General features: G+C 69.8%; 19 protein-coding genes and 1 tRNA gene. 9 read left to right on the top strand and 11 right to left on the bottom strand.

Annotated features, from left to right (window positions below):
* Positions 1-9: 9 nt before the first annotated feature.
* Positions 10-753, bottom strand: coding sequence for an SUMF1/EgtB/PvdO family nonheme iron enzyme (locus CQ044_RS06735; RefSeq protein ID WP_105687755.1), 744 nt, complete (start codon positions 751-753; stop codon positions 10-12).
* Positions 754-794: 41 nt separating this feature from the next.
* Between CQ044_RS06735 and CQ044_RS06730 the strand changes: the two genes are divergently transcribed.
* From CQ044_RS06730 to CQ044_RS06695, 8 genes are all read left to right on the top strand, one after another.
* Positions 795-1,304, top strand: a complete 510-nt coding sequence (locus tag CQ044_RS06730) for a DUF2127 domain-containing protein (RefSeq protein WP_105687754.1) — start codon at positions 795-797, stop codon at positions 1,302-1,304.
* Between the two features lie 10 nt (positions 1,305-1,314).
* Positions 1,315-1,887 (top strand): dihydrofolate reductase family protein, encoded by a 573-nt coding sequence (locus tag CQ044_RS06725; RefSeq protein WP_105687753.1) that lies wholly within the window; start codon positions 1,315-1,317, stop codon positions 1,885-1,887.
* A gap of 54 nt (positions 1,888-1,941) precedes the next feature.
* The gene (locus CQ044_RS06720) at positions 1,942-3,381 is read left to right on the top strand and encodes an adenosylhomocysteinase (RefSeq protein WP_105687752.1); all 1,440 of its coding nucleotides are present in this window, start codon (positions 1,942-1,944) and stop codon (positions 3,379-3,381) included.
* Positions 3,378-4,661: an amidohydrolase family protein gene (locus tag CQ044_RS06715; protein WP_105687751.1), complete on the top strand. Its 1,284-nt coding sequence runs from the start codon at positions 3,378-3,380 to the stop codon at positions 4,659-4,661. The genes CQ044_RS06720 and CQ044_RS06715 overlap by 4 nt, the downstream gene beginning before the upstream one ends.
* Positions 4,662-4,683: 22 nt before the next feature.
* Positions 4,684-5,115: a cupin domain-containing protein gene (locus CQ044_RS06710; protein WP_105687750.1), complete on the top strand. Its 432-nt coding sequence runs from the start codon at positions 4,684-4,686 to the stop codon at positions 5,113-5,115.
* 62 nt (positions 5,116-5,177) lie between these two features.
* Positions 5,178-6,041 carry an ABC transporter substrate-binding protein gene (locus CQ044_RS06705; protein WP_258133183.1) on the top strand — a complete coding sequence of 288 codons (864 nt, stop codon included), beginning with the start codon at positions 5,178-5,180 and terminating at the stop codon, positions 6,039-6,041.
* Positions 6,038-6,904: an amino acid ABC transporter permease gene (locus CQ044_RS06700; protein ID WP_105687748.1), complete on the top strand. Its 867-nt coding sequence runs from the start codon at positions 6,038-6,040 to the stop codon at positions 6,902-6,904. Before CQ044_RS06705 ends, CQ044_RS06700 begins: the two co-directional genes overlap by 4 nt.
* Positions 6,901-7,635: an amino acid ABC transporter ATP-binding protein gene (locus tag CQ044_RS06695; protein WP_105687747.1), complete on the top strand. Its 735-nt coding sequence runs from the start codon at positions 6,901-6,903 to the stop codon at positions 7,633-7,635. The genes CQ044_RS06700 and CQ044_RS06695 overlap by 4 nt, the downstream gene beginning before the upstream one ends.
* 38 nt (positions 7,636-7,673) lie before the next feature.
* On the opposite strand, the gene CQ044_RS06690 is transcribed toward CQ044_RS06695, so the two are convergent.
* The 4 genes from CQ044_RS06690 to polA all read right to left on the bottom strand — a co-directional run bounded on the left by CQ044_RS06690 (position 7,674) and on the right by polA (position 14,023).
* Positions 7,674-8,441: an SGNH/GDSL hydrolase family protein gene (locus CQ044_RS06690; protein WP_105687746.1), complete on the bottom strand. Its 768-nt coding sequence runs from the start codon at positions 8,439-8,441 to the stop codon at positions 7,674-7,676.
* Positions 8,442-8,506: 65 nt separating this feature from the next.
* Positions 8,507-9,538, bottom strand: a complete 1,032-nt coding sequence (locus CQ044_RS06685; RefSeq protein ID WP_105687745.1) for an LLM class flavin-dependent oxidoreductase — start codon at positions 9,536-9,538, stop codon at positions 8,507-8,509.
* A gap of 72 nt (positions 9,539-9,610) precedes the next feature.
* Positions 9,611-11,296, bottom strand: coding sequence for a DUF885 domain-containing protein (locus CQ044_RS06680; protein WP_105687744.1), 1,686 nt, complete (start codon positions 11,294-11,296; stop codon positions 9,611-9,613).
* Between the two features lie 93 nt (positions 11,297-11,389).
* A complete protein-coding gene (gene polA / locus CQ044_RS06675; protein WP_181158202.1) occupies positions 11,390-14,023 on the bottom strand; it encodes a DNA polymerase I in 2,634 nt (877 codons plus the stop codon).
* 119 nt (positions 14,024-14,142) lie between these two features.
* Between polA and CQ044_RS06670 the strand changes: the two genes are divergently transcribed.
* The gene (locus CQ044_RS06670; RefSeq protein ID WP_105687863.1) at positions 14,143-14,517 is read left to right on the top strand and encodes a hotdog fold thioesterase; all 375 of its coding nucleotides are present in this window, start codon (positions 14,143-14,145) and stop codon (positions 14,515-14,517) included.
* Between the two features lie 4 nt (positions 14,518-14,521).
* Here the strand turns inward: CQ044_RS06670 and CQ044_RS06665 are convergent, their stop codons facing one another.
* From CQ044_RS06665 to gltB, 6 genes are all read right to left on the bottom strand, one after another.
* On the bottom strand, positions 14,522-15,073 hold the full coding sequence (locus CQ044_RS06665; protein WP_105687742.1) for a GNAT family N-acetyltransferase: 552 nt from the start codon (positions 15,071-15,073) through the stop codon (positions 14,522-14,524).
* A gap of 4 nt (positions 15,074-15,077) precedes the next feature.
* The gene (locus CQ044_RS06660) at positions 15,078-15,695 is read right to left on the bottom strand and encodes an ANTAR domain-containing response regulator (RefSeq protein ID WP_045252013.1); all 618 of its coding nucleotides are present in this window, start codon (positions 15,693-15,695) and stop codon (positions 15,078-15,080) included.
* Between the two features lie 202 nt (positions 15,696-15,897).
* Positions 15,898-15,983 (bottom strand) — tRNA-Leu (locus CQ044_RS06655).
* A gap of 70 nt (positions 15,984-16,053) precedes the next feature.
* Positions 16,054-17,499: a pyruvate kinase gene (gene pyk / locus CQ044_RS06650; RefSeq protein WP_105687741.1), complete on the bottom strand. Its 1,446-nt coding sequence runs from the start codon at positions 17,497-17,499 to the stop codon at positions 16,054-16,056.
* A 67-nt stretch (positions 17,500-17,566) separates the two neighbouring features.
* Positions 17,567-19,021 (bottom strand): glutamate synthase subunit beta, encoded by a 1,455-nt coding sequence (locus CQ044_RS06645; protein ID WP_105687740.1) that lies wholly within the window; start codon positions 19,019-19,021, stop codon positions 17,567-17,569.
* The gene (gene gltB / locus CQ044_RS06640) at positions 19,014-23,531 is read right to left on the bottom strand and encodes a glutamate synthase large subunit (protein ID WP_105687862.1); all 4,518 of its coding nucleotides are present in this window, start codon (positions 23,529-23,531) and stop codon (positions 19,014-19,016) included. The genes CQ044_RS06645 and gltB overlap by 8 nt, the downstream gene beginning before the upstream one ends.
* Positions 23,532-23,617 lie beyond the last annotated feature (86 nt).

Here is a 23,617-nt window from a genome sequence, read left to right as displayed (position 1 = left end):
AGATCACGCTCAGCGTCGGGGCGTCCAGCCCGACGGCAGCGGCCCGGCGAGCAGCGCCCGCTCCTCATCGGCGGCGAGAGACCAGCCCTGAGCGGCGTCCACGCGGTCGAAACCGCCGCGTGCGACCCGGAACCCGAGATCGTCCTGAGCGGTGCGCGGGTCTCCCCCGCGCCGTACCGAGGCACGGACGCTCCACGCATCGTCCGCGAACCCGCCTCCGCGGAACACGCGATACTCCCCGTAGCGCGCCGGATCCAGTAGATCCCAGCACCACTCCCAGACGTTGCCGAGGGTGTCGAAGAGCCCATTCAGGTTGGGCATCCTCTCCCCCACGCGCTGGGGGTGACGCAGGCCGTCGGCCGCCGTCCACGCGACATCCTGAAGTGGGCCGTAGTGCGGCGCGGTCGACCCGGCGCGGCACGCGTACTCCCACTCCGCCTCGGTCGGAAGCCGGTAGCCGTCCGCATCGACGTCCCAGCGCACCTCCGCGCCATCGAACCGATATACCGGATCCAGTCCCTCCCATTCCGAGGCCGCGTTGCAGAAGCGGATCGCCCGTTGCCAGGAGACCTCGACGGCAGGGCGGTCCGGATGCTCCGCCGCGATCCCGAGCAGCTCGGACACCTGCTCCTCGGTCACGGCGAACACGCCGATCTCGAACGGCTCCAGGTCCACCTGCCAGCGGCGCTTGCTCCGCGCATCGTGCAGGGCGACGGAACCAGCCGGCAGGGCGCGCATCTCGATGTCACTCATCTCAGGGAAGTCTAAAAGCCGCCAGACCTACCATCGGGTCTATGACGGCCACCGCCTCCCACCGCACCCTGGACCGGGTGTTCGCCGTGAGCATCGTGCTCAAGGGGCTGGACGGCGTGGCCGAGCTGATCGGCGGGCTCGCGCTGCTGTTCATCTCCCCGGCGGCGCTGCGCGAAGCCCTCGGAGATGTCGTCTCCTTCGTGCTCGTGGGCCACGAACGCTCTCCCGTATTCCACTGGGCGATCCACCTCGGCGATTCCTGGGGCACGAGGACGACGCTCTTCGCGGCCGCGTATCTGCTCCTGCACGGCATCATCAAGGTGGTGCTGGTCTGGGCGCTGCTGAGACAGCAGCTCTGGGCGTATCCGTGGATGCTCGCCGCGCTCGGGGTCTTCATCGTCCTGCAGTGCTACGAACTGATCGTCCATTTCAGCTGGTGGATGCTCGCGCTCACGCTCTTCGACGTGTTCATCGTGGTCGTCACTGCACGCGAGTGGCAGTTGCACCTGCGGCGCCGCGAGGCCGCCGCCGATGTCGGAGGCCTCGGATAGCGTCGCCCGCATGACGCGCGCGATCTTCTACACCGCCTCGACCCTCAACGGCTTCCTCGCCGACGACGCCGACTCGCTGTCCTGGTTACTCTCGATCCCCCAGGATGCGGCGACCGCAGACATCGCCGCGTTCACCGAGAAGGTCGGCGTTCTCGTCGAGGGCTCCTCGACCTATGAGTGGCTTCTGCGGGAGGAAGGCCTGCTCGACCACCCGGAGCGCTGGCAGCAGTTCTACGGCGACCGCCCCACATTCGTCTTCACGTCGCGCGAGCTCCCCCGGGTTCCGGGCGCGGACATCCGGTTCGTTCGGGGACCGGTCCGCGAGCACTGGGACGAGATCGTCGCAGCCGCCGGAGCCCGCGATGTGTGGATCGTCGGGGGTGGCGATCTCGCCGGACAGTTCGCCGACGAAGGTCTGCTCGACGAGATCGTGGTCACGTTCGCTCCTGCGACGCTCCGCTCGGGCAGGCCGCTGCTGCCTCGCGACCTCGACCATTCCCGCCTCGAGCTCACCGGAGCGCGCCAGGCAGGGCCCTTCGCCGAGCTCACCTATCGCCTGTCGCCCCCTGCCGGCGGTGAGTGACGGAGCGATGTCGCGCGGCGGCGAGCGGGCCGGCGGAACCTCTACGCTGAACAGGTGCCCGACGCCCTCCTGATCGCCGAACGACTCGTGCGCCGGTTCGCCCGTGACACTAATCTGCTGGTGGCCGGCCGCACCATCGGCGTCGTCGGGGAAGACGACGTGGCCGACGAGCTGCGCGCGCTGCTCTCGCGATTGGGCGCCCGGATCGGCGACGGCGCGGTCGTGTTCGCACCGGGGACCGCGACGGAGATCCTGCTCGGCGGCGCTCCGCTGCCCCGGCGCGAGACCGCCGACGAACGCATCGACTTCGCGGGATCGCATATGCCCGTCTCCCGCGGGCTCGCCGAGGCCCTGCACGCCGCGGAAACAGTCCACGGGATCCGGATCGGCATCGCGATGGTGCTCGAGCCGAAGACCGCGCAGCTCGCGTTGCAGCTGCGCGACGCGGGCGGAGATGTCGCGGTGTACGCGCATCCCGACGAGATCGACCCCGAGGTCGCCGCCGCGTTGCGTGCACGAGGGATCCCGGTCGACGGGGACCCGTCGCTGTCAGGAGCGGCCGAGCGCGAGGCCGCGATCGCCTTCCTTCGTCGTGGTCACGACCTGCTGCTGGACGACGGTTCGCACCTGATCCGGCTCGCCCATGAGGAGGAGCTCCTCGCCGGTATCAGAGGCGCCGCAGAGGAGACGACGAGCGGCCTCACTCCCCTCCGCCGGATGGCGGCGGAGGGCGTGCTGCGGATCCCGGTGGTCGCCGTGAACGATGCGCCGATGAAGACCGCGTTCGACAACCGCTACGGCACTGGGCAGTCCTGCGTGTTCGCGATCGCGGATGTGCTCGACGCGGCGGGCATCTGCATGCGCGACCAGCCGGCGGTCGTCGTGGGATACGGCCCCGTCGGCGAAGGCGTCGCGGCGCACCTGCGCGCCCTCGGCGCGCAGGTCAGTGTCACGGAGACCGATCCGGTGCGGGCGCTCCGGGCGGCGCACGACGGATACCGGACCGGACGCCTGCAAGCCGTGGCGCCCGGCGCTCTGGTCGTCTCCGCCACGGGCGCCCCGCACACCATCCATGCCGAGACCCTGCACGCGGCGCGGATCGTGGCGGTCGCCGGAGGCGTGCCAGGAGAGGTCGATGTCGACGTCGCGGGGCTGCTCCCGTTCGAGCGCGACGGCGCCACGCTCCGCCATCTCGAACGCGCGGGCGATGGTGCGCTCCTCCTGGCACGGGGCGGGTGCGTCAATCTCGCGGCCGCAGAGGGCAATCCGATCGAGATCATGGATCTCTCCTTCGCGGTGCAGCTGTCCGCTGTGGCACAGCTTCTCGGCACGTCCCTGCCGGCGGGCGTGCACCCCTTCCCCGCCGACGCCGACGAACTGGTCGCGCGCGCCGCGCTGGCTGTGCGCGGCGAGTCGCTCGACGTCCGCAGCGACGCGCAGGTCCGCGCGCAGGACGACTGGCGCTCGCCCCGGTACCGGGAGGCGACGGCATGAACGGCGTGACCCTGTACTCCGCGGGGCAGGTCTTCCCCATCACCGCCCCGCCGATCACCGATGGTGCCGTCGCCGTGCAGAACGGCAGGATCCTGCACGTGGGCGAGCGCGCCTGGGTGCAGCGATCCCTCGCCGACCGCGGCGCCACGCCCACCGAGGTGCATTGGCCCGGCGTGCTGATCCCCGGGCTCGTCAACGCGCACACCCATCTGCAGTACACCGGCATGGCCGAGGTCGGACGAGGCCGCTATCAGGGCTTCGAGGACTGGGTGACGGCGTTCGACCCCGTGTACGAGGCCGGGCGGAACTGGGCCGCGGAGGCGGCGGACGGCGCTGCGGAACTGATCCGCACCGGCACGACCGCCGCCGCCGATGTCGTGACCGACAGGGCTGCCGCGTCGGCCCTGCACGACGCCCGTCTGCACGGCATCACCTACTGGGAGGTGATGAGCTGGACCAATGCGGACTGGGCGCGCACCGGGCGTCGCCAGGTCGAGGACTCCTTGGATGCACTGCCCACGCCGCCGGGAACCGGGCTGTCGCCGCACGCTCCGTACTCGCTCGACATCGAACCCCTGCTGGAGATCCCCGACATCGTCCGCGAACGCGGCAGCCGGATCCACATCCACCTCGGTGAGGCGGCGTTCGAGAGCGAGTTCGCGCACGACCAGGCCCATGCCTGGCACACGGCCGGCCTCGCGAGCTTCCAGGAGCTGCGCGACGCCGGCTTCGGAACCAGCGCGACCGAGTTCGTGGACCAGCTCGGCGTGCTCGGCCCCGACTGCCACATCGCGCACGGCGTCTACATGAGCGCCCGCGACCGTGCGATCCTGCGTGAGCGACACACGAGCGTCGCGTTGTGCCCCCGCTCGAACGCGGTGATCGGGCTGGAGGAACCGCCCATCGCGGCGTACCTGCGCGAGGGCAACCCGATCGCCGTGGGCACCGACTCGCTCTCGTCGAGCCCTTCGCTCGATCTGCTCGCCGACGTCGCCGAGCTGGCCCGCATCGCCCGGTCCCAGGGGTACACCGATCGCGAGCTGCACGCACGGCTCCTGAACGCCGCGACCCTCGGCGGTGCGCACGCCATGGGGATCGACGTCGGTCCTGACCGCACCGGCTACCTCGCGGTCGGAGCCCTTGCGGATCTCGCGTTCTTCGACGTCCCGCCGGGTGCCGATGCAGTGGTGGAGCTCGTCGAGGCCGGGGCGGGACGATCCGTCGCGACCGTGATCGCCGGCGAGGTCCGTCACTCCACCATGGCCTTCGAGACCCCCTGACCGCCTGCAACGGAGGCACCCCATGACGGCACCCGTCCCCTCGACCGCGATCCGCCTCGGTCTCGAGCCCCACCCCGAGGGCGGCTGGTTCCGTCGCACCTGGACGAGCCCGAATCCGATCGAGACCGCCGGCGGCACGCGCCCCGCGGCCACCTGCATCCACTATCTCCTCACTCCGGAGGAATCCAGCGCCTGGCACGTCGTGTCCAGCGACGAGCTCTGGCTCTGGCACGGCCCCGGCCGTCTCGAGCTCAGTCTCGGCGGATCCGAGGCCGCGCCGGGAGACGCCGAGACGATCGTGCTCGGCCCCGACGACGCTGCGCAGGCGCTCGTCCCCGCCGGGGTGTGGCAGGCCGCTCGTCCGCTGGATGACCGCGAGGTGCTGGTCTCCTGTTTCGTTTCGCCGGGTTTCGACTTCGCCGACTGGCGACTCGCCGATTCCTCTACGGTATGAACGGGGCACCTGCGCCTGCAGTCACACCCGTCCGCCCCCGCACCCGCATCTCAGGAGTCTCCGTGTCCCTCGCACCCGCTCTGCGCCGTGTCGCGCTCGTCTCGACGATCGCCGCCGCCGCCGCTCTCTCCCTCGCCGCGTGCAGCGGCTCCGCCGCGTCCGCCCCGTCCGCCGGTGCCGACGCCACCGGCGCGGCCCTGCAGACCGTCACCGCGGGCAAGCTGACGATCGCGACCGGCGACCCCGACTACGAGCCGTGGTTCGTGGACAACGAGCCGTCGAACGGCAAGGGCTTCGAAGGCGCCGTCGCCCACGCGGTCGCCGCCGAGCTGGGCTTCTCGGACAAGCAGATCGTGTGGACGCGCACCGGCTTCGACGCCGCCATCGCCCCTGGCCCCAAGGACTGGGACCTCAACATCCAGCAGTTCTCGATCTCCGAGGACCGCAAGAAGGCCGTCGACTTCTCGTCGTCGTACTACACGACCACGCAGGCGGTCGTCGCGGCGAAGGGCACGCCCGCCGCCTCGGCCACGAGCATCGCAGATCTCAAGAAGGCCAAGGTCGGCGTCGCAACCGGCACGACGAGCTACACCGTCGCGAAGGCACAGCTCGGCACCGGCGACCTCAGCGTCTTCAACTCGGTCGACGATGTGGTCCAGGCGCTCAAGGGCGGCCAGATCGATGCGATGATCACGGACCTGCCCGGCGCGTTCTACGTGACCGCGGCCCAGCTCGAGAACGCGGCGGTGGTCGGGCAGTTCGCCGACGACAAGGGCGGCGACCAGTTCGCCTTCGTGCTCCCGAAGAACTCCTCGCTCACGCCGGCCGTCACGAAGGCCGTCGACGCGCTGCAGAAGAACGGCACCATCGCCGAGCTGCAGAAGAAGTGGCTGAGCGAGGCCGTGAACGTCCCCGTCCTGAAGTGACCGCTCCCCTGACCGAAGCGGCGTGGCAGCCGAGCGCACTCGAGCTGTCCCGCCGCGCGCTTCGACGCCGCGCGACGGTGTGGTCCGTTCTGCTCGCGCTGCTGAGCAGTCTGGTTGTCGCCGGGGTGCTCGTCATCGTGATCGCGAACACCCCTGGCTGGAAGGTCGTCCGCGAGACGTTCTTCGACCCCAAGGCCGCGCTCGCGAGCGTGGGCCCGATCTTCCAGGGTCTGCTCCTCAACATCGTGGTGCTCGTCATCTCCGCCGTCTGCGTGGCGCTGCTCGGCACCCTGCTCGCCGTCATGCGCTCGCTGCGCGGCCCCGTGTTCTTCCCGCTGCGGTTGCTCGCCGCGGCGTACACCGACTTCTTCCGCGGCGTGCCGCTGCTGATCGTGCTGTACCTGGTCGGCTTCGGGATCCCGGCGCTCATGATCTTCCCTCGCATGCCCGCGATGTTCTGGGGCACGATCGCGCTCGTCATCAGCTACTCGGCGTACGTCGCGGAGGTGCTCCGCGCCGGGATGGAGGCCGTGCACCCCTCGCAGCGGGTCGCGGCGCGCTCGCTCGGACTCACGCACGGGCAGACCCTGCGGATCGTGGTCATCCCCCAGGGCGTGCGCAAAGTGGTCCCCGCGCTCATGAACGACTTCGTCTCGATGCAGAAGGATGTCGGGCTCATCTCGGTCCTCGGCGCGATCGACGCGGTCCGCGCGGCGCAGCTCCAGGTCGCCGAGACGTTCAACTTCACGCCGTACGTCGTCGCCGGGCTCTTCTTCGTGATCCTGAGCTGGCCGATGATCCGGCTCACCGACGTCGTCACGGCGCGTCTCAACAAGCGCGAGCAGGCCGGAGGGATCGTATGACCGCCGTGATCGAGGCGCTCGGTGTCCGCAAGCGCTTCGGCGACCACGATGTGCTGCGCGGCATCGACCTCGCGGTCGACGCGCATGAGGTCGTCGTGCTGATCGGCGCGTCCGGCTCCGGCAAATCCACGCTGCTCCGCACGATGAACCTCATCGAGCGGGTCGACGACGGACAGATCCTGCTCTCCGGGACGGACATCACGGATCCCCGGATCGACGCGGATGCGATCCGCGCGCGGATCGGGGTCGTCTTCCAGCACTTCAATCTGTTCCCGCACCTCACCGTGCTCGACAACGTCACGCTGGCTGCGCGCCGTGTGCACCGGCTGCCGAAGGCGGAAGCCGCTCGACGCGGCCTCGAGCTGCTGACGACGCTCGGCCTCGGGGACAAGGCCGAGGCCTACCCCGACCGCCTCTCGGGCGGGCAGCAGCAGCGCGTCGCGATCGTGCGCGCGATCCTCACGGATCCGGAGCTGCTGCTCCTGGATGAGATCACGAGCGCGCTCGACCCGCAGCTCGTCGGCGAGGTCCTCGATCTGGTCCGCGAGCTCAAGGGACGCGGCACGACGATCCTCATGGCCACGCACGAGATGTCCTTCGCCCGCGAGGTCGCCGACCGGGTCGTCTTCCTCAAGGACGGCGTGCTCATCGAGCAGGGGCCGCCCGAGCAGATCTTCGATGCGCCGCAGCATCCCGCGACAGCGGAGTTCCTCGCCCGCGTGCCGCACTGAAGACTGTCGCTGGCTGAGCGGTTCGCGGCAGCGCCTGCTCAGCCTGCGGACGACGGGCGGATCTCGGTCCACTCGGCGAACTTCGGGCGGCGGCCGTCGCCGGACGAGCGCCGCGTGACACGGCGCTTGATCCACGGGCCGACGTGCCGCCGGTAGTACGCGGCCGTGCTGAGCGGCTCCTCCTCTGGCACGTCGTGAGCATGCCACCATTCCTCGGGAGCTCCGGCGCCGACGGCGTCGAGCACGCGCGCGGCGACGCGGTGGTGGCCGTTCGCGTTCATGTGCAGGCGGTCCTCCGCCCAGTACTCGGGCCGGCTGAGCTCACGATCGGGCCAGTTCAGCGCCTGCAGCACATCGGCCCGATCCTGGATCCTGCGGAGCACGGCCGCGGACAGCTCGTCACCGCGACGCTGGATGAGCGAGGTCAGCGGCAGCTGCGCCGATGGGTTCGCCCCGGAGAGCACGATGAGCGTGGTGCCGGCCTCATCGCACCGTCGCAGCACGCGCGTGAACGCATCGGCGATGTGCTCGATGTCGGCCTTCGGGCGCAGCATGTCATTGCCGCCCGCGTTGAAGGACAGGTGCGTCGGCTTCAACGCGAGGGCGGGCTCGAGCTGCTCCTCGACCACCGGCCAGGCGAGCCGGCCGCGGATCGCGAGGTTCGCGTACTCGATCGTCTGGCCGATCGCGTCGGCCCACCCCATCGCGGCGAGGTCCGCCCACCCGCGGACAGTGCCGTCGGGGAGTTCGTCACCCACGCCCTCGCTGAACGAGTCTCCGATGGCGACGAAACGGACAGTGCTCATCCCCTCAGCCTACGACGACGGCGCCGGGCGGATGATCGTCCGCGCGGCGCCGTCGTGAGCGCGGGTCAGTCGTCGGCGAGCATCGCCCGCACCCGCGGGATCACCTCGGTGCCGTACAGCTCGATGCTGCGCATCATCGCCTCGTGCGGAAGCGGTCCGGAGGCGTACTTGAGCTCGAACCGGCCGATGCCGAGGGCGCGCACCGTGTCGACGATCTTCCGCGCGACGCGATCCGGGGAGCCGCTGTACATCGCCCCCTCGGGGCCCACGTCGTTCTGGAACCGGGCGCGGCTGTAGGCGGGCCACCCGCGCTCCCGGCCGATGGTGTTGTTCATCGCCTCCATGCCCTCATAGGCCGCGTCCCAGGCCTCGGCATCGGTGTCGGCGATGTGCCCTGGCGAGTGCACCGAGATGGGGTGCACCGTCGTGCCGAAGGCCGCGGTGGAGCGGTGGTACAGATCAACGAACGGCTTGAAGCGTGCCGCTGCGCCGCCGATGATCGCGAGCGTGAGCCCGAGCCCGTAGCGTGCGACGCGGACGACGGACTCCGGCGACCCGCCGACGCCGACCCAGGTGCGCAGGCCGTTCTCGGTCTTCGGGAAGACGTCCGCATTCTCGAGCGGCGCCCGAACGGTCCCCTGCCACGTGACCGGCTCCTCCTTGAGGAGCTCGACGAACAGTTCGAGCTTCTCCTCGAACAAGCGGTCGTAGTCGCGGAGGTCGTAGCCGAACAGCGGGAACGACTCCGTGAAGGATCCCCGTCCGAGAACGACCTCGGCGCGGCCGTTCGAGAGCGCGTCCAGGGTCGCGAAGCGCTCGTACACGCGCACCGGGTCGTCGGACGACAGCACCGTCACCGCGGTGCCGAGGTGGATCCGCTCCGTGCGGGACGCGATGGCTGCGAGCACCATCTCGGGACTCGACACGGCGAACTCGCGCCGGTGGTGCTCCCCCACGCCGAAGTAGCCCACGCCGACCTCCTCGGCGCGCACGGCCTGCGCGACGATGTTGCGGATCGACTGCGCGCCGCTCAGCATCTCCCCGTCGGCTCCGCGGCTCACATCGCCGAATGTGCCCAATCCGAACTGCAGATCCATCCCTGCCCCTTTCGTATTCAGATGAATGAACCCTCAAGGGGCAGGGCGCATTCCCGTGATGGGATGCGGATCTCAGCCGACCTGGAAGACCGACCGCAGCGTGTCGAGCCCGACGCCGCCCATGTCGAGCGCGCGCTTGTGGAACGCCTTGATGTCGAAGGCGTCGCCCTCGCGCTCCTTGACGGCGTCGCGGACCTGCTCCCAGATGCGCTGGCCGACCTTGTACGACGGCGCCTGCCCCGGCCAGCCGAGGTAGCGGTTGACCTCGAACTGCCGGAACTCATCGGACATGTTCACGTTGCGGCGCATCATGTCGAGCGCGTAATCGTGGTCCCACACGCCGTCGCCGTCCAGGCGCGGCTTGCCGAGGTGCACGCCGATGTCGAGCACCACGCGCAGAGCGCGCATGCGCTGCCCGTCCAGCATGCCGAGGCGGTCGGCGGGGTCGTCGAGGTAGCCGAGCTGCTCCATCAGGCGCTCCGCGTAGAGGGCCCAGCCCTCGGCGTGGCCCGACGTGCCGGCGAGCACGCGCCGCCACGTGTTCAGCTCCGCACGGTTGTACGTGGCCTGCGCGATCTGGAGGTGATGGCCGGGAACACCCTCGTGGTACACGGTCGTCAGCTCGCGCCAGGTGTCGAACTCCGTCACACCCTCCGGCACGGACCACCACATGCGGCCGGGGCGGGAGAAGTCGTCGGTCGGGCCGGTGTAGTAGATCCCGCCTTCCTGAGTCGGCGCGATCATGCACTCGAGCTCGCGGATCTGCTCCGGGATGTCGAAGTGGGAGGCGCCGAGTTCGGCGATGGCCCGGTCGCTGGTCTCCTGCATCCAGCGCTGCAGAGCGTCCGTCCCGACGAGCTTGCGCGCGGGGTCGGCCTCCAGGTGGGCGACGGCCTCCTCGACCGTGGATCCGGGGAGGATCTCGTTCGCGATGGCCGTCTGCTCCGCCACCATCCTGGCGAGCTCTTCGCGGCCCCACTCGTACGTCTCGTCGATGTCGATCGTCGCACCGAGGAACCGGCGCGAAGCCAGGGCGTACAGTTCGCGCCCCACGGCGTCCTGGTCTCCGGCGACCGGTGCGAGCTCCGCGCTGAGGAACGAGCGCAGACCGTCGTACGCGACGCGGGCGGCCGCAGAGCGGTCGGCGAGGTCGCGGGCGAGGCTCGCGGGCAGCTGCCCCTCGTCTGTCGCAGCATCGGCGACGAACGCGGCGAAGAACCCGTCGTCCGCGGTGTAGCGGGCGATCTGCGTGGCGACCTCGACGACCTGACGTCGGGCCGGCACGACGCCCTTCGCGATGCCCTCGCGCAGCGTCTCGACGTACCCGTCCAGGGCGGCGGGGATCGCGCCGAGGCGCTCGGCGATGACGCTCCAGTCGTCGGCCGTCGCCGTCGGCATGAGGTCGAAGGCCTGGCGCACATCCTGTGCGGCGGAGGCGATGACGTTGAGGTCGCGCAGGTGCCACTGGGCGTCGTGCTGCTCGATCGAGAGACGGAGCTCGGCGGAGAGATCCGTCTTGGTGACGCGGTCGATCTCGTCGACGGGCTCCTGAGCGTCGAGCTCGGCGAGAACGCGGCGGGTCTCCGCGATCGCGTGCTCGTGGCCGGCGGGGCTGAAGTCGTCGAGACGGCCGTTGACCTCGTTACGACCGATGTAGGTGCCGAGGATCGGCGAGAGCTCGGCGAGGGTGTCGACCCAGCCCTCCGCGATCTGATCGATGGTGGACGGCGTGCGCGTCGTGGGCTGCTCTGCGGTCATCCCCCGAGCCTATCCATGGAACGGGCCCCGCTCCATGGAACGACGCGTCCCGGAGGGCGGGTCATGGAGCGGGGCCCGTGACGGCGCGTCGGGTCAGTGCGCGGCTTCGTTCCAGTCGCCGCCGCGGCCGACCTGCACGTCGAGCGGAACCGACAGCTCGGCTGCGCCGCCCATGCGCTCGCGCACGATGCGCTCCGTGGCGTCCCACTCCCCTGGCGCGACCTCGACGACGAGTTCGTCGTGGATCTGCAGCAGCACCCGTGATGCGAGTCCCTCGTCGAGGAGATCCGAGTGGATCCGGAAGAGCGCGATCTTCATGATGTCGGCGGCGCTGCCCTGGATGGGGGCGTTGAGAGCCGCGCGCTCGGCGTTCTCGCGGAGCACGCGGTTCGGGCTGACGAGATCGGGGAACGGACGACGGCGCCCGAAGATCGTCTCGGTGTAGCCGACCTCCTTCGCCGCGAGCACGGAGGCGCGCAGGTAATCCCGCACAGCCCCGAATCGGGCGAAGTACTCCATCATCAGCTGCTTGGCCTCGGACTGCTCGATGCGCAGCTGCTTGGACAGGCCGAAGGCGCTGAGCCCGTAGACCAGGCCGTAGGACATCGCCTTGACCTTGGTGCGCATCGCGGAGCTGACCTCCTCCGGCTCGACGCCGAAGACGCGGGCGCCGACGAAGCGGTGCAGGTCCTCCCCCGAGTTGAAGGCCTCGATGAGTCCTTCGTCGCCGGACAGGTGCGCCATGATGCGCATCTCGATCTGCGAGTAGTCCGCAGTGAGGAGCGTCTCGTAGCCCTCGCCGACCTGGAAGGCGCTGCGGATCCGCCGCGACTCCTCGGTGCGCACCGGGATGTTCTGCAGGTTCGGGTCGGTGCTGCTCAGCCGGCCGGTCTGGCTGCCCGTCTGCACGTAGGTCGTGTGGATGCGGTGATCGGGTCGGATCGCGGTGTCGAGCGACTCGATGATCTGCCGGAGCTTGGTGGCCTCGCGGTGCTGCAGCAGCAGATCGAGGAACGGGTGCGGGTTGCTCTCCTGCAGGTCGGCCAGCACGGCGGCGTCGGTCGAGTATCCGGTCTTGGTCTTGCGGGTCTTCGGCAGCTCGAGCTGCTCGAACAGCACCTCCTGCAGCTGCTTGGGCGAGCCGAGGTTCACCTCGCGCTCGATGATCGCGAAGGACTCCTCGGCGATACGGCCCGCGCGCTCTCCCAGCTCCTGCGAGAAGCCGGAGAGGATCTCGTGCGAGACGGCGACGCCCGCGAGCTCCATGTCTGCCAGTGTGATGAGGGTGGGCAGCTCGATCTCGCGGAGCACCCTGTCGACGCTCTCCGGCACATCCGTGCGGAGGGAGGTGGCGACCCGCGCCGTGAACCAGGCGAGCTGCGCGGGCGAGGCGCCCTCGGTCTCCGGCACGAGCTGGGTGGGATCCGCCTCCGGGAGCTTCTCGCCCAGATAGCGATCCACGAGATCCGCGAGAGTCTTGTCCGGGTAGCTCGGACGGAGCAGCCAGCCGGCGAGGTTGGTGTCGTAGGCCAGACCGCCGACGCGCACGCCCGCGGTGTGCAGCGCCTTCACCTGCGACTTGGCGTCGTGGAAGATCTTCGGCGCTTCCGACGCGAGCCAGTCCGCGAGGGCCGCCTGCACCTGCGGGGACCAGGAGAGCTCGACGAGGTCGTCGCCGTGCGCGAGTCCCACGCGCTGCGGCAGACCGCCGGCAGTGGTCACCTCGACCGCGACATCCCCGGTGGCGGCCTTCAGCCAGGTCGCGAGGCCCTCCGCGGCGAGTTCGGCTACCGGGGGGAGGGCGACCGTGGCGGCCTGCTCCTCTTCGGGAGCGTCTTCGCCGACGGCTTCGAAGACGCGCGGCAGCAGCGTGCGGAACTCCAGCCGCGCGAAGATGTCGCGCACGGCCTGCGCGTCGATCGGGCGCGTCTCGAGGTCGGCGGGACCGACCGGGAGCTCCACGTCCTGCAGGAGGCGGTTCAGCTTGCGGTTGCGGCGCACGTCCTCGATGTGGTCGCGCAGGTTTCCGCCGACGACACCCTTGATCTCGCCCGAGCGCTCGAGCAGCTCGTCGAGCGTCCCGAACTGGGTGAGCCACTTCACGGCGGTCTTCTCCCCCACCTTCGGCACGCCGGGCAGGTTGTCGCTCGTCTCGCCCACGAGCGCGGCGATGTCGGGATACTGCTCCGGGCGCACGCCGTACCGCTCCTGCACGGCGACCGGGTCGTACCGCTTGAGCTGCGACACCCCCTGCACGTTCGGGTAGAGCAGCGTGACCTGGTCGTTCACGAGCTGGATCGTGTCGCGGTCGCCGGAGACGACGAGGACGTCGAAGCCCTGCGCCGATCCCTGAGCGGCGAGCGTCGCGAGGATGTCATCGGCTTCGATGCCCTCCTTCGTGAGCACCGGGATCGACATCGCAGCGAGGCAGTCCTGCAGCAGCGGGATCTGCCCGCGGAACTCCGACGGCGTCTCCGAGCGCGTGGCCTTGTACTCCGGGTACTCGTCGGTGCGGAACGAGTGCCGCGAGGTGTCGAAGGCGATCGCCAGATGGGTCGGCTGCTCCGCCTTGATGAGGTTCACCAGCATCGACAGGAACCCGTAGATGGCGTTCGTGTGCTGGTTGTCCTTCGTGGTGAAGTTCTCCACCGGGAGGGCGAAGAAGGCCCTGTATGCGAGCGAATGGCCGTCGACGACCATGAGGGTAGGCTTTGCGGAGTCCGTCACGACTTCCAGCCTAACGACCCCGGCGGACATCGAATCGAGGAGGACCCCGCGTGAGCGACCAGGTCGACGCGAGTACCGCGCGGACGAGCCCCGGACTGGAGTGGGCGACCGAGCGCGGCATGGGTGCTCTGGCCGAGAAGATGGGCCTGAGCTGGGTCGAATTCTCGGTGGACCGCTGCGTCGCCACGATGCCCGTCGAGGGCAACACGCAGCCGGTCGGACTCATGCACGGCGGCGCCTACGTGGTGCTCGGCGAGTCGCTCGGTTCGATGGCGGCGAATCTGCACGCGGGGCCAGGACGGCTCGCGGTGGGCGTCGACATCAACGCCACCCACACCCGCTCGGCGACGAGCGGCGTCGTCACCGGCGTGTGCACGCCGATCCACCTCGGCCGCAGCGTCACCGTCCACGAGATCGCCGTCAGCGACGATCAGGGCCGACGCTGCTCGACGATCCGCATCACGAACATGATCAAGGATCTCCCGGGAGCCTGATCCGTCAGCCGGCGCCCTCAGGAGAGTCATCCAGGATCCGCTGGAACAGCAGGTGGTCCTGCCACTCCCCTGCGATGCGCAGGTAGCGCGGGGCCGGGCCGATCTCGGTGAAGCCGGTCGCTCGCAGCACGCGCTGCGAGGCTTCGTTGTGCACGAGCGTCGCCGCCTGTACACGATGAAGCCCGAGGTCGTCGCGCGCGAGCGTGCAGACCAGGTCGACAGCGCGCCGCATGAGGCCCCGACCCGCCAATCGCCCGTCGATCCAATAGCCGAGGTGCGCGCTCCAGAACGCGCCGCGGACGATGTCGCTGAGGTTCGCACGCCCGACGATGCGGTGCTCGCCGTCTTCGAGCACGTAGGCGGCGCTGCGGCCGTCGGCGACGGCCCGCAGTGACTCCGCGATCAGCTGACGCTGACGTGGCCCGGTGAAGAACTCCTCGGAGCGCAGGGGCTCCCACGGCTCGAGGTGCGCGCGGTTGCGGCTGTACGCCGCTGCGAGCTCCTCGCCGTCGCCGGCCAGGAGCGGGCGGAGCAGGATCCCGTCGCCGAGATCCATGCCGCTATTTCTTCGGAGCCAGCTGCTCGATGATCGCCTTCGCCACGTCCTGCATCGTGAGGCGGCGGTCCATCGACGCCTTCTGGATCCAGCGGAACGCCTCGGGCTCGGAGAGGCCCATCTTCTCGTTCAGCAGTCCCTTGGCACGGTCGACGAGCTTGCGGGTCTCGAAGCGCTCGACCATGTCGGCGACCTCGGCCTCGAGCGTGATGATCTGCTCGTGACGCGCGAGCGCGATCTCGATCGCCGGCAGGAGGTCGTTCGGGGTGAACGGCTTGACGACGTAGGCCAGCGCGCCGGCCTCGCTCGCACGCTCGACGAGCTCCTTCTGGCTGAAGGCGGTGAGCAGCACGACAGGGGCGATGTTGCCCTTGTGCAGCTTCTCGGCAGCGCTGATGCCATCCAGCTGCGGCATCTTCACGTCCATGATGACGAGGTCGGGACGAAGCTCGGTCGCCAGCTGTACCGCGGTCTCCCCGTCTCCGGCCTCGCCGACCACGTCGAAACCGTTGTCGCGGAGGATCTCGACGATGTCGAGGCGGATCAGCGACTCGTCCTCGGCGACGACGACGCGTCGCGGAGCGGACGAGGCGGGCTGCTCAGGCTGCTGCTCTTCAGTCACGGATCCATCCTACTGGACAGGAGATTCGGATCTTGTGAACCACGGGTGCCGGCGGTGGGACTCGAGTCCCACCGGGCCTTCTCCGCACGTCGCATGCGCGACGCACGGAGCCTCTGGCCGGCGGGGCCCTAGGGCTCGAGGTGCCCCACACCGAACCAGAAGAGCGTTGTGGAACGGCCTGGCGGCCGTTCCACAATGCTCCTGGTGCCGGCGGTGGGACTCGAACCCACACGTCCTTTCGGACAAAGCATTTTGAGTGCTCCGCGTCTGCCATTCCGCCACGCCGGCCCGGATCGACTGTAGCGCACCCGGGGATACGACGAGGGCCGGTCCCCGTGGGAACCGGCCCTCGCGCGTCCTACTTGACCTGATAGGCCGGAGCGGCACCCTGAACGGTGTCGCCGACCCGGTGGATGCGCAGGTCGTTCGTGGAGCCGATGATTCCGGGAGGAGACCCGGAGATGACCACGACCTTGTCGCCCACCTCCGCCAGGCCCGATCCGAGCAGGTGCTCGTCGACCTGGTGGAACATCATGTCGGTGTGCGGCACGAAGTTCACCAGGCTCGTGCGGACGCCCCAGGTGACGGCCAGACGACGGCGGATACCGGGGTCGGGCGTGTACGCGAGCATCGGGATGCGCGAACGCAGCCGCGAGAGGCGTCGCGCCGAATCGCCCGACTGCGTGAACACGCAGAGGAACTTGGCCTCGACGAACTCGGCGACCTCCAGGGCGGCGAGCGTGATGGCTCCGCCCTGGGTGCGCGGCTTCGTGGTCAGCGGGTGGATGCGCTCCAGACCGTGGTCCTCGGTGGACTCGATGATCCGCGCCATGGTCTCCACGACGATGACGGGGTACTCCCCCACGCTGGTCTCGCCGGAGAGCATCACCGCGTCGGCGCCGTCGAGGACGGCGTTGGCGACGTCGGACGTCTCGGCGCGCGTCGGAACCGGGCTGGAGATCATCGACTCGAGCATCTGCGTCGCGACGATGACCGGCTTCGCCATGCGGCGCGCGAGCTCGACGGCCTGCTTCTGCACGATCGGGACGGCCTCGAGGGGCAGCTCCACACCGAGGTCGCCGCGGGCGACCATGATGCCGTCGAACGCGTCGACGATGCTCTCGAGGTTGTCGACGGCCTGCGGCTTCTCGATCTTCGCGATGACCGGGACGCGAACGCCCTCCTCCGCCATGATCTCGTGCACGCGGGTGACGTCGGAGGCATCGCGGACGAACGACAGCGCGATGAGGTCGGCGCCGATGCGCAGACCCCAGCGCAGGTCGTCCTCGTCCTTCTCGCTCAGCGCGGGGACGCTGACGGCGACGCCGGGCAGGTTGATGCCCTTGTTGTTCGACACCGCACCGGCCACGATCACGCGGGTGGTGACGACGGTGCCGTCGGTCTCCACGACCTCGACGCGGACCTTGCCGTCGTCGATGAGCAGGAAGTCGCCGGGCTTGACGTCCTGCGGGAGGCCCTTGAAGGTCGTCCCGCAGATCTCCTTGTTGCCGAGGATGTCGTCGGTCGTGATCTTGAAGATGTCGCCCACGGCGAGCTCGTAGGGGCCGGCCTCGAACTTGCCGAGGCGGATCTTCGGCCCCTGCAGGTCGACGAGGACGGCGACCGCGCGACCGGAGTCCTCCGCGGCGCGACGGACGTTGGCGTAGTTGTTCTCGTGCACGGAGTAGTCCCCGTGGCTGAGGTTCAGTCGGGCGACGTCGACGCCCGCATCGATGAGGGCCCGCACCGTTTCATACGTCGAGGTTGCGGGGCCGAGTGTGGCCACGATTTTGGCACGTCTCAATGCGTTCTCCGATAAATGTCAGGGGGATGGAATAAAGGGCCACGCTGCCGGGCCCAGCCTACGCGGGCTAGACCCCGATCGCGACATCCGACGGGCGGACCGGAGCGGGGAGCACAGTCTGTCCCATGAGATGCCGGTCGACCGCCGCAGCCGCGGCGCGGCCCTCGGCGATGGCCCACACGATGAGGGACTGACCGCGTCCGGCATCGCCGGCGACGAACACTCCGGGGATGGTCGAGGCGTAGTCCTCGTCGCGGCGGAATGCACCGCGGTCGGTGCGCTGCGGTCCGTCCTCGCCGTACGCCTCGTACTCGGGTCCGGTGAAGCCCATCGCGATGAGCACCAGATCCGCCGGGATCTCCCGCTCGCTGCCGCTCTTGGGAACCCGTCGCCCGTCCACGAACTCGGTCTCGGCCACGCGCAGTGCGCGCACCTCGCCGGCCTCGTTGCCGAGGAACTCGACGGTGGAGGCGAGGTACTGCCGCTCTCCGCCCTCCTCGTGCGCCGAGGAGACCTCGAACACGGTCGGCATCATCGGCCAGGGCTGGTGCTCCGGCCGTCCCGACGACGGCTGGCGGCCGATCGCGAGGTTCGTCACGCTGAGCGCGCCCTGACGGTGCGCGGTGCCGATGCAGTCCGCACCGGTGTCGCCTCCGCCGATCACGATCACGTGCTTGCCCTCGGCGGAGATCTGGTTCGGCACCGGGTCCCCGGCGATCGCCTTGTTCGACTCGACCAGGTACTCCATGGCGAAATGCACGCCGTCGAGGTCGCGTCCGGGGATCGCGAGCTCGCGCGGCAGGGTCGCCCCGGTCGCGATCACCACGGCGTCGTACCGGGTGCGCAGGTCGGCCCAGCTGATGTCGGTGCCGATGTTCACTCCCGCGCGGAAGCGGGTGCCCTCCTCAGACATCTGCCGCAGGCGCGCGTCGAGGTGCGACTTCTCCATCTTGAAGTCGGGGATGCCGTAGCGCAGCAGCCCGCCGATGCGGTCGTCGCGCTCGAACACGGCCACCGTGTGCCCGGCGCGCGTGAGCTGCTGGGCGGCAGCGAGGCCGGCGGGACCGGATCCGACGACCGCCACGGTCTTGCCGGTGAGGCGGGCCGGCGGCTGCGCCTCGACCCATCCCGATGCGAACGCCTCGTCGATGATCGAGACCTCGATCTGCTTGATCGTGACGGCCGGCTGGTTGATGCCGAGCACGCACGCGCTCTCGCACGGCGCGGGGCACAGCCGCCCGGTGAATTCCGGGAAGTTGTTCGTCGCGTGCAGGCGGTCGATCGCGGCGCGGCCCTCGCCGCGCCAGGTGAGGTCGTTCCACTCCGGAATCAGGTTGCCGAGCGGGCACCCCTGGTGGCAGAACGGCACGCCGCAGTCCATGCAGCGGCCTGCCTGGCGGCGGAGCACGGCCGAATCGCCCGGCTCGTACACCTCCTTCCAGTCCATGATGCGGACCGGGACGGGCCGGCGGGCGGGGAGCTCGCGCTCCGTGACGTTCAGGAAGCCCTTGGGATCAGCCACCGGTCACCTCCAGGATGCGGGTCCAGACGATGGAGCCGTCGGGGTCGATCCCCTCGGCCTCTGCCTCTGCGCGGGTGCGCAGCACCGCCGCGTAGTCCCGCGGCAGGATCTTCGTGAAGGCGGCGGCGAAATCGTCGTCCGCCAGGATCGACGCGGCGAGCGGGGATCCGGTGCGCTCCACGTGCTGTGCGAGCAGCTCGCGGAGCTCTTGGGTGTCCACCTCGTCGAGCGGGAGGAGCTCCAGCTCCCCCGAGCCCAGCGACAGCGGATTGACGCGCTCGACCTGCAGGTCGTGCACGTAGGCGATGCCGCCGGACATGCCCGCGCCGAGGTTGCGGCCGGTGCTGCCGAGGATCACCGCGACACCGCCGGTCATGTACTCCAGCGCGTGATCGCCCACGCCCTCGGCAACGGCGACCGCGCCGGAGTTGCGGACCAGGAAGCGCTCGCCGACGACGCCGGAGATGTGGATCGTGCCGCTCGTCGCGCCGTAGCCGATCACGTTCCCGGCGATCACGTTCCGGTGCGGCTCGAACGTCGCATGGCGGTCCGGCCGGATCGCGATCTCACCCCCGGAGAGGCCCTTGCCGACGTAGTCGTTGGCGTCGCCCTCCAGGGAGATCGAGATGCCCCGCGGGAGGAAGGCCCCGAGGGACTGGCCGGCGGTGCCGTGCAACGAGATGCCGATCGTGCCCGCGGGCAGACCCTCCCCGCCGTGCTGCACCGTGACCTCGTGGCCGAGCATGGTGCCGACGGCTCGCTCGGTGTTGCGGATGGGCAGATCGAAGGAGATCGGCGTGCCCTGGGCGATCGCCTCACGGCCGGCCTCGAGCAGAGGCGCATCGAAATGCTTCTCCAGTTCGTGGTCCTGGGTGCGCGCGCTGCGACGCGGTTCGTCCGCGGGGAACGCCGGGCCCTCGAGCACCGGGGCGAGGTCGAGGCCATCCGCCTTCCAGTGCTTGATCGCAGCGTCCGTGCGCAGCAGATCCGCGCGTCCCACGATCTCCTCGAGGCTGCGGAAGCCGAGCGCGGCGAGATGCTCGCGCACCTCCTCCGCGATGAACTCCATGAAGTTCACGACGAACTCGGGCTTGCCGGTGAACCGCTCGCGCAGCACCGGGTTCTGCGTCGCGACGCCGACCGGGCAGGTGTCCAGGTGGCACACGCGCATCATGATGCAGCCGCTCACCACGAGCGGCGCCGTGGCGAAGCCGAATTCCTCCGCGCCCAGCAGGGCGCCGATGATCACGTCGCGGCCGGTCTTCAGCTGGCCGTCGACCTGCACCACGACACGGTCGCGCATGCCGTTGAGCATCAGGGTCTGCTGCGTCTCGGCCAGCCCCAGCTCCCACGGGGTGCCGGCGTGCTTGAGCGAGTTCAGCGGGCTCGCGCCCGTGCCGCCGTCGTGCCCGGAGACGAGCACGACGTCGCTGAGGGCCTTGGCGACACCCGCCGCGACCGCCCCGATCCCGGACTGGCTGACCAGCTTGGTGTGGATGCGGGCGTTCGGGTTGGCGCGCTTCAGATCGAAGATGAGCTGCTTGAGATCTTCGATCGAGTAGATGTCGTGGTGCGGCGGCGGGGAGATGAGGCCCACGCCGGGCGTCGCGTGCCTGGTGCGCGCGATCCACGGGTACACCTTCTGCGGCGGCAGCTGACCGCCCTCGCCGGGCTTGGCGCCCTGAGCGAGCTTGATCTGGATGTCGTCCGCCTCGGTGAGGTACTGGCTGGTCACGCCGAACCGCCCGGAGGCGACCTGCTTGATCGCGCTGCGGCGCTCCGGGTCGACCAGGCGTTCCGGATCCTCACCGCCCTCGCCGGTGTTCGACTTCGCACCGAGACGGTTCATCGCGATCGCGAGCGTCTCGTGGGCCTCCTGCGAGATGGAACCGTAGCTCATCGCACCCGTCGAGAACCGCTTCACGATCGACGACACCGACTCGACCTCATCGATCGGGACCGGCGGGCGCTCCCCCGTGCGCAGCTCGAAGAGGCCGCGCAGCGTCTTCAGCTCCTTGGCCTGATCGTCCACGAGCTGCGTGTACTCGCGGAAGACGTCGTAGCGGCGGGTGCGGGTCGAGTGCTGCAGACGGAACACCGTCTCCGGGTTGAACAGGTGCGGGGAGCCGTCGCGGCGCCACTGGTACTCGCCGCCCGTCCAGAGGCGCTCGTGCGCGCGCGCCGCCGCGTCCTCGGGATAGGCGAAGTCGTGCCGCGCCTGGTTCTCGGTGAAAACGTCCTCGATGCCGATGCCGCCGAGTTTGGTCTCGGTGCCGGTGAAGTACGCGTCGACGAGATCCTGGCCGAGACCGACGGCCTCGAACACCTGCGCGCCGGCGTAGGAGCCGACGGTGGAAATGCCCATCTTGGACATGATCTTCAGCACGCCCTTGCCGAGCGCGTAGATGAGGTTGCGAACGGCCTTCTCCGGCGTGATGCCGGTGATGTAGCCGGTGCGGACGAGGTGCTCGACCGTCTCCATCGCGAGGTAGGGGTTCACGGCGGACGCGCCGTAGCCGATGAGCGTCGCGACGTGGTGCACCTCGCGGACGTCGCCCGCCTCGACGATCAGACCGACCTTCATCCGGTCCTCGCGGCGGATGAGGTGGTGATGCACAGCGGACAGCATGAGCAGCGACGGGATCGGGACGAGGTCCTTGTTGGAGTCGCGATCGCTGAGGATGATCAGCTCCGCGCCGTCCTCGATCGCCGCGTCGACCTCGGCGCACATCTCGTCGAGACGCTGCGCGAGGGCGTGCGGGCCCACGTCGAAGTGATAGAGCCCCTTGATCGTGGCGCTGGAGCGCTCGGGGCGCGCCCGGTCGATGTGACGGAGCTTCGCGAGCTCGTCGTTGTCGATGACCGGGAAGTCCAGCACGATCGTCCGCGCGTGGTCGGGTCCCCAGTCCAGCAGGTTGCGCTCGGGGCCGAGGCCGAGCGAGAGGTTGGTCACGACCTCTTCGCGGATCGCGTCGAGCGGCGGGTTGGTGACCTGCGCGAACTGCTGCACGAAGTAGTCGAAGAGCAGGCGCGGCCGCTCCGAGAGCACCGCGATAGGGGTGTCGCTGCCCATCGCGCCGAGAGGCTCGGCGCCCGTCTGCCCCATCGGGGTCAGCAGGATCCGCACCTCCTCCTCGGTGTAGCCGAAGGTGCGCTGCCGGCGGGTGATCGAGGCGACGGGGTGCACGATGTGCTCGCGCTCCGGGAGGTCGGCGAGGCGCACGCGCCCCTCGTCGAGCCACTCCTGCCACGGGTGCAGGGTCGCGAGGTCGTGCTTGACCTCCTCGTCCTCGACGATCCGGCGCTGCGCGGTGTCGACGACGAACATCGTGCCGGGCTGCAGACGGCCTCGGCGCTTGATGCGCTCCGGCTCGAACTCGAGGACGCCGGTCTCGCTGCCGATCACGACGAGGCCGTCCGTCGTCTCGGTCCAGCGGCCGGGACGAAGGCCGTTGCGGTCGAGCGTGGCGCCCACGACCGTGCCGTCGGTGAAGATGAGGGCGGCGGGGCCGTCCCACGGCTCCATCTGGTTCGCGTGGTACTCGTAGAACGAGCGCAGATCGGGATCCAGATCCGTCTGGCGCTCCCAGGCCGCCGGCACCATCATCATGACGGCGTGCGGCAGGCTCCGCCCGGTGAGGGTGAGCAGCTCGAGCACTTCGTCGAACGAGGCCGAGTCGCTCGCCCCGTCGGTGCAGATCGGCAGCAGCGGGCGGATGTCCCCGAGGAGCTCGGACTCGAGCTGGGACTGGCGCGCCCGCATCCAGTTGCGGTTGCCGCCGACCGTGTTGATCTCGCCGTTGTGGGCCAGCATGCGCAGCGGCTGGGCGAGCGGCCACGAGGGGAACGTGTTGGTCGAGTACCGGGAGTGCACCACCGCGAGCTCAGAGGCGAAGCGCTCGTCCTGGAGATCAGGGTAGAACGGCTCCAGCTGCAGGGTCGTGACCATGCCCTTGTAGCCGAGGGTGCGCGCGGAGAGCGAGACGAAGTAGGCGCCGAGCTCATGGCCTGCGCGCTTGCGCAGTCGGTACGCGACGCGGTCCAGCGCGATGCCGGAGAGGGCCTTGGCGCCGCTGGAAGCGGGACGCGAGACGAACAGCTGCTCGAACGCGGGACGCGCCTCGTCGGCCAGCTTGCCGAGATGCTGGTTCGCGGTTGGGACTTCGCGCCAACCGAGGACGGTGAGCCCTTCCGCACGGGCGATCTTCTCGATCCCTGCCTTCTGCTCGCGGCGGCTGCGCGAGTCGAGCGGGAGAAAAGCGAGTCCCGCGGCGTACTCGCCGACCGGGGGAAGCTCGAAGGAGGTGACGGCCCGCAGGAACGCGTCCGGCATCTGGGTCAGGATCCCGGCGCCGTCGCCGGTTCCCGCGTCCGATCCGATCGCACCGCGGTGCTCCAGGTTGCGCAGCGCCTCCAGGGCGAGCGCGATGATGTCATGGCCTGGTTCCCCGCGGAGCGTCGCGACCATGGCCAGGCCGCAGGCGTCCTTCTCGAACGCGGGGTTGTACATCCCCTGCTTCGGGGGGTAGGCGCCCGAGGCGCCGTAGGGAGGCTGGAAGTACACCAGTCACCGTCCTCAGATTTCTGATGAACCCG

Source organism: Microbacterium sp. MYb64 (assembly GCF_002979495.1).
GTDB classification, from domain to species: domain Bacteria; phylum Actinomycetota; class Actinomycetes; order Actinomycetales; family Microbacteriaceae; genus Microbacterium; species Microbacterium azadirachtae_A.
The sequence above is the reverse complement of the archived record's forward strand: the minus strand, read 5'-3'. Positions and strand labels throughout refer to the sequence as shown.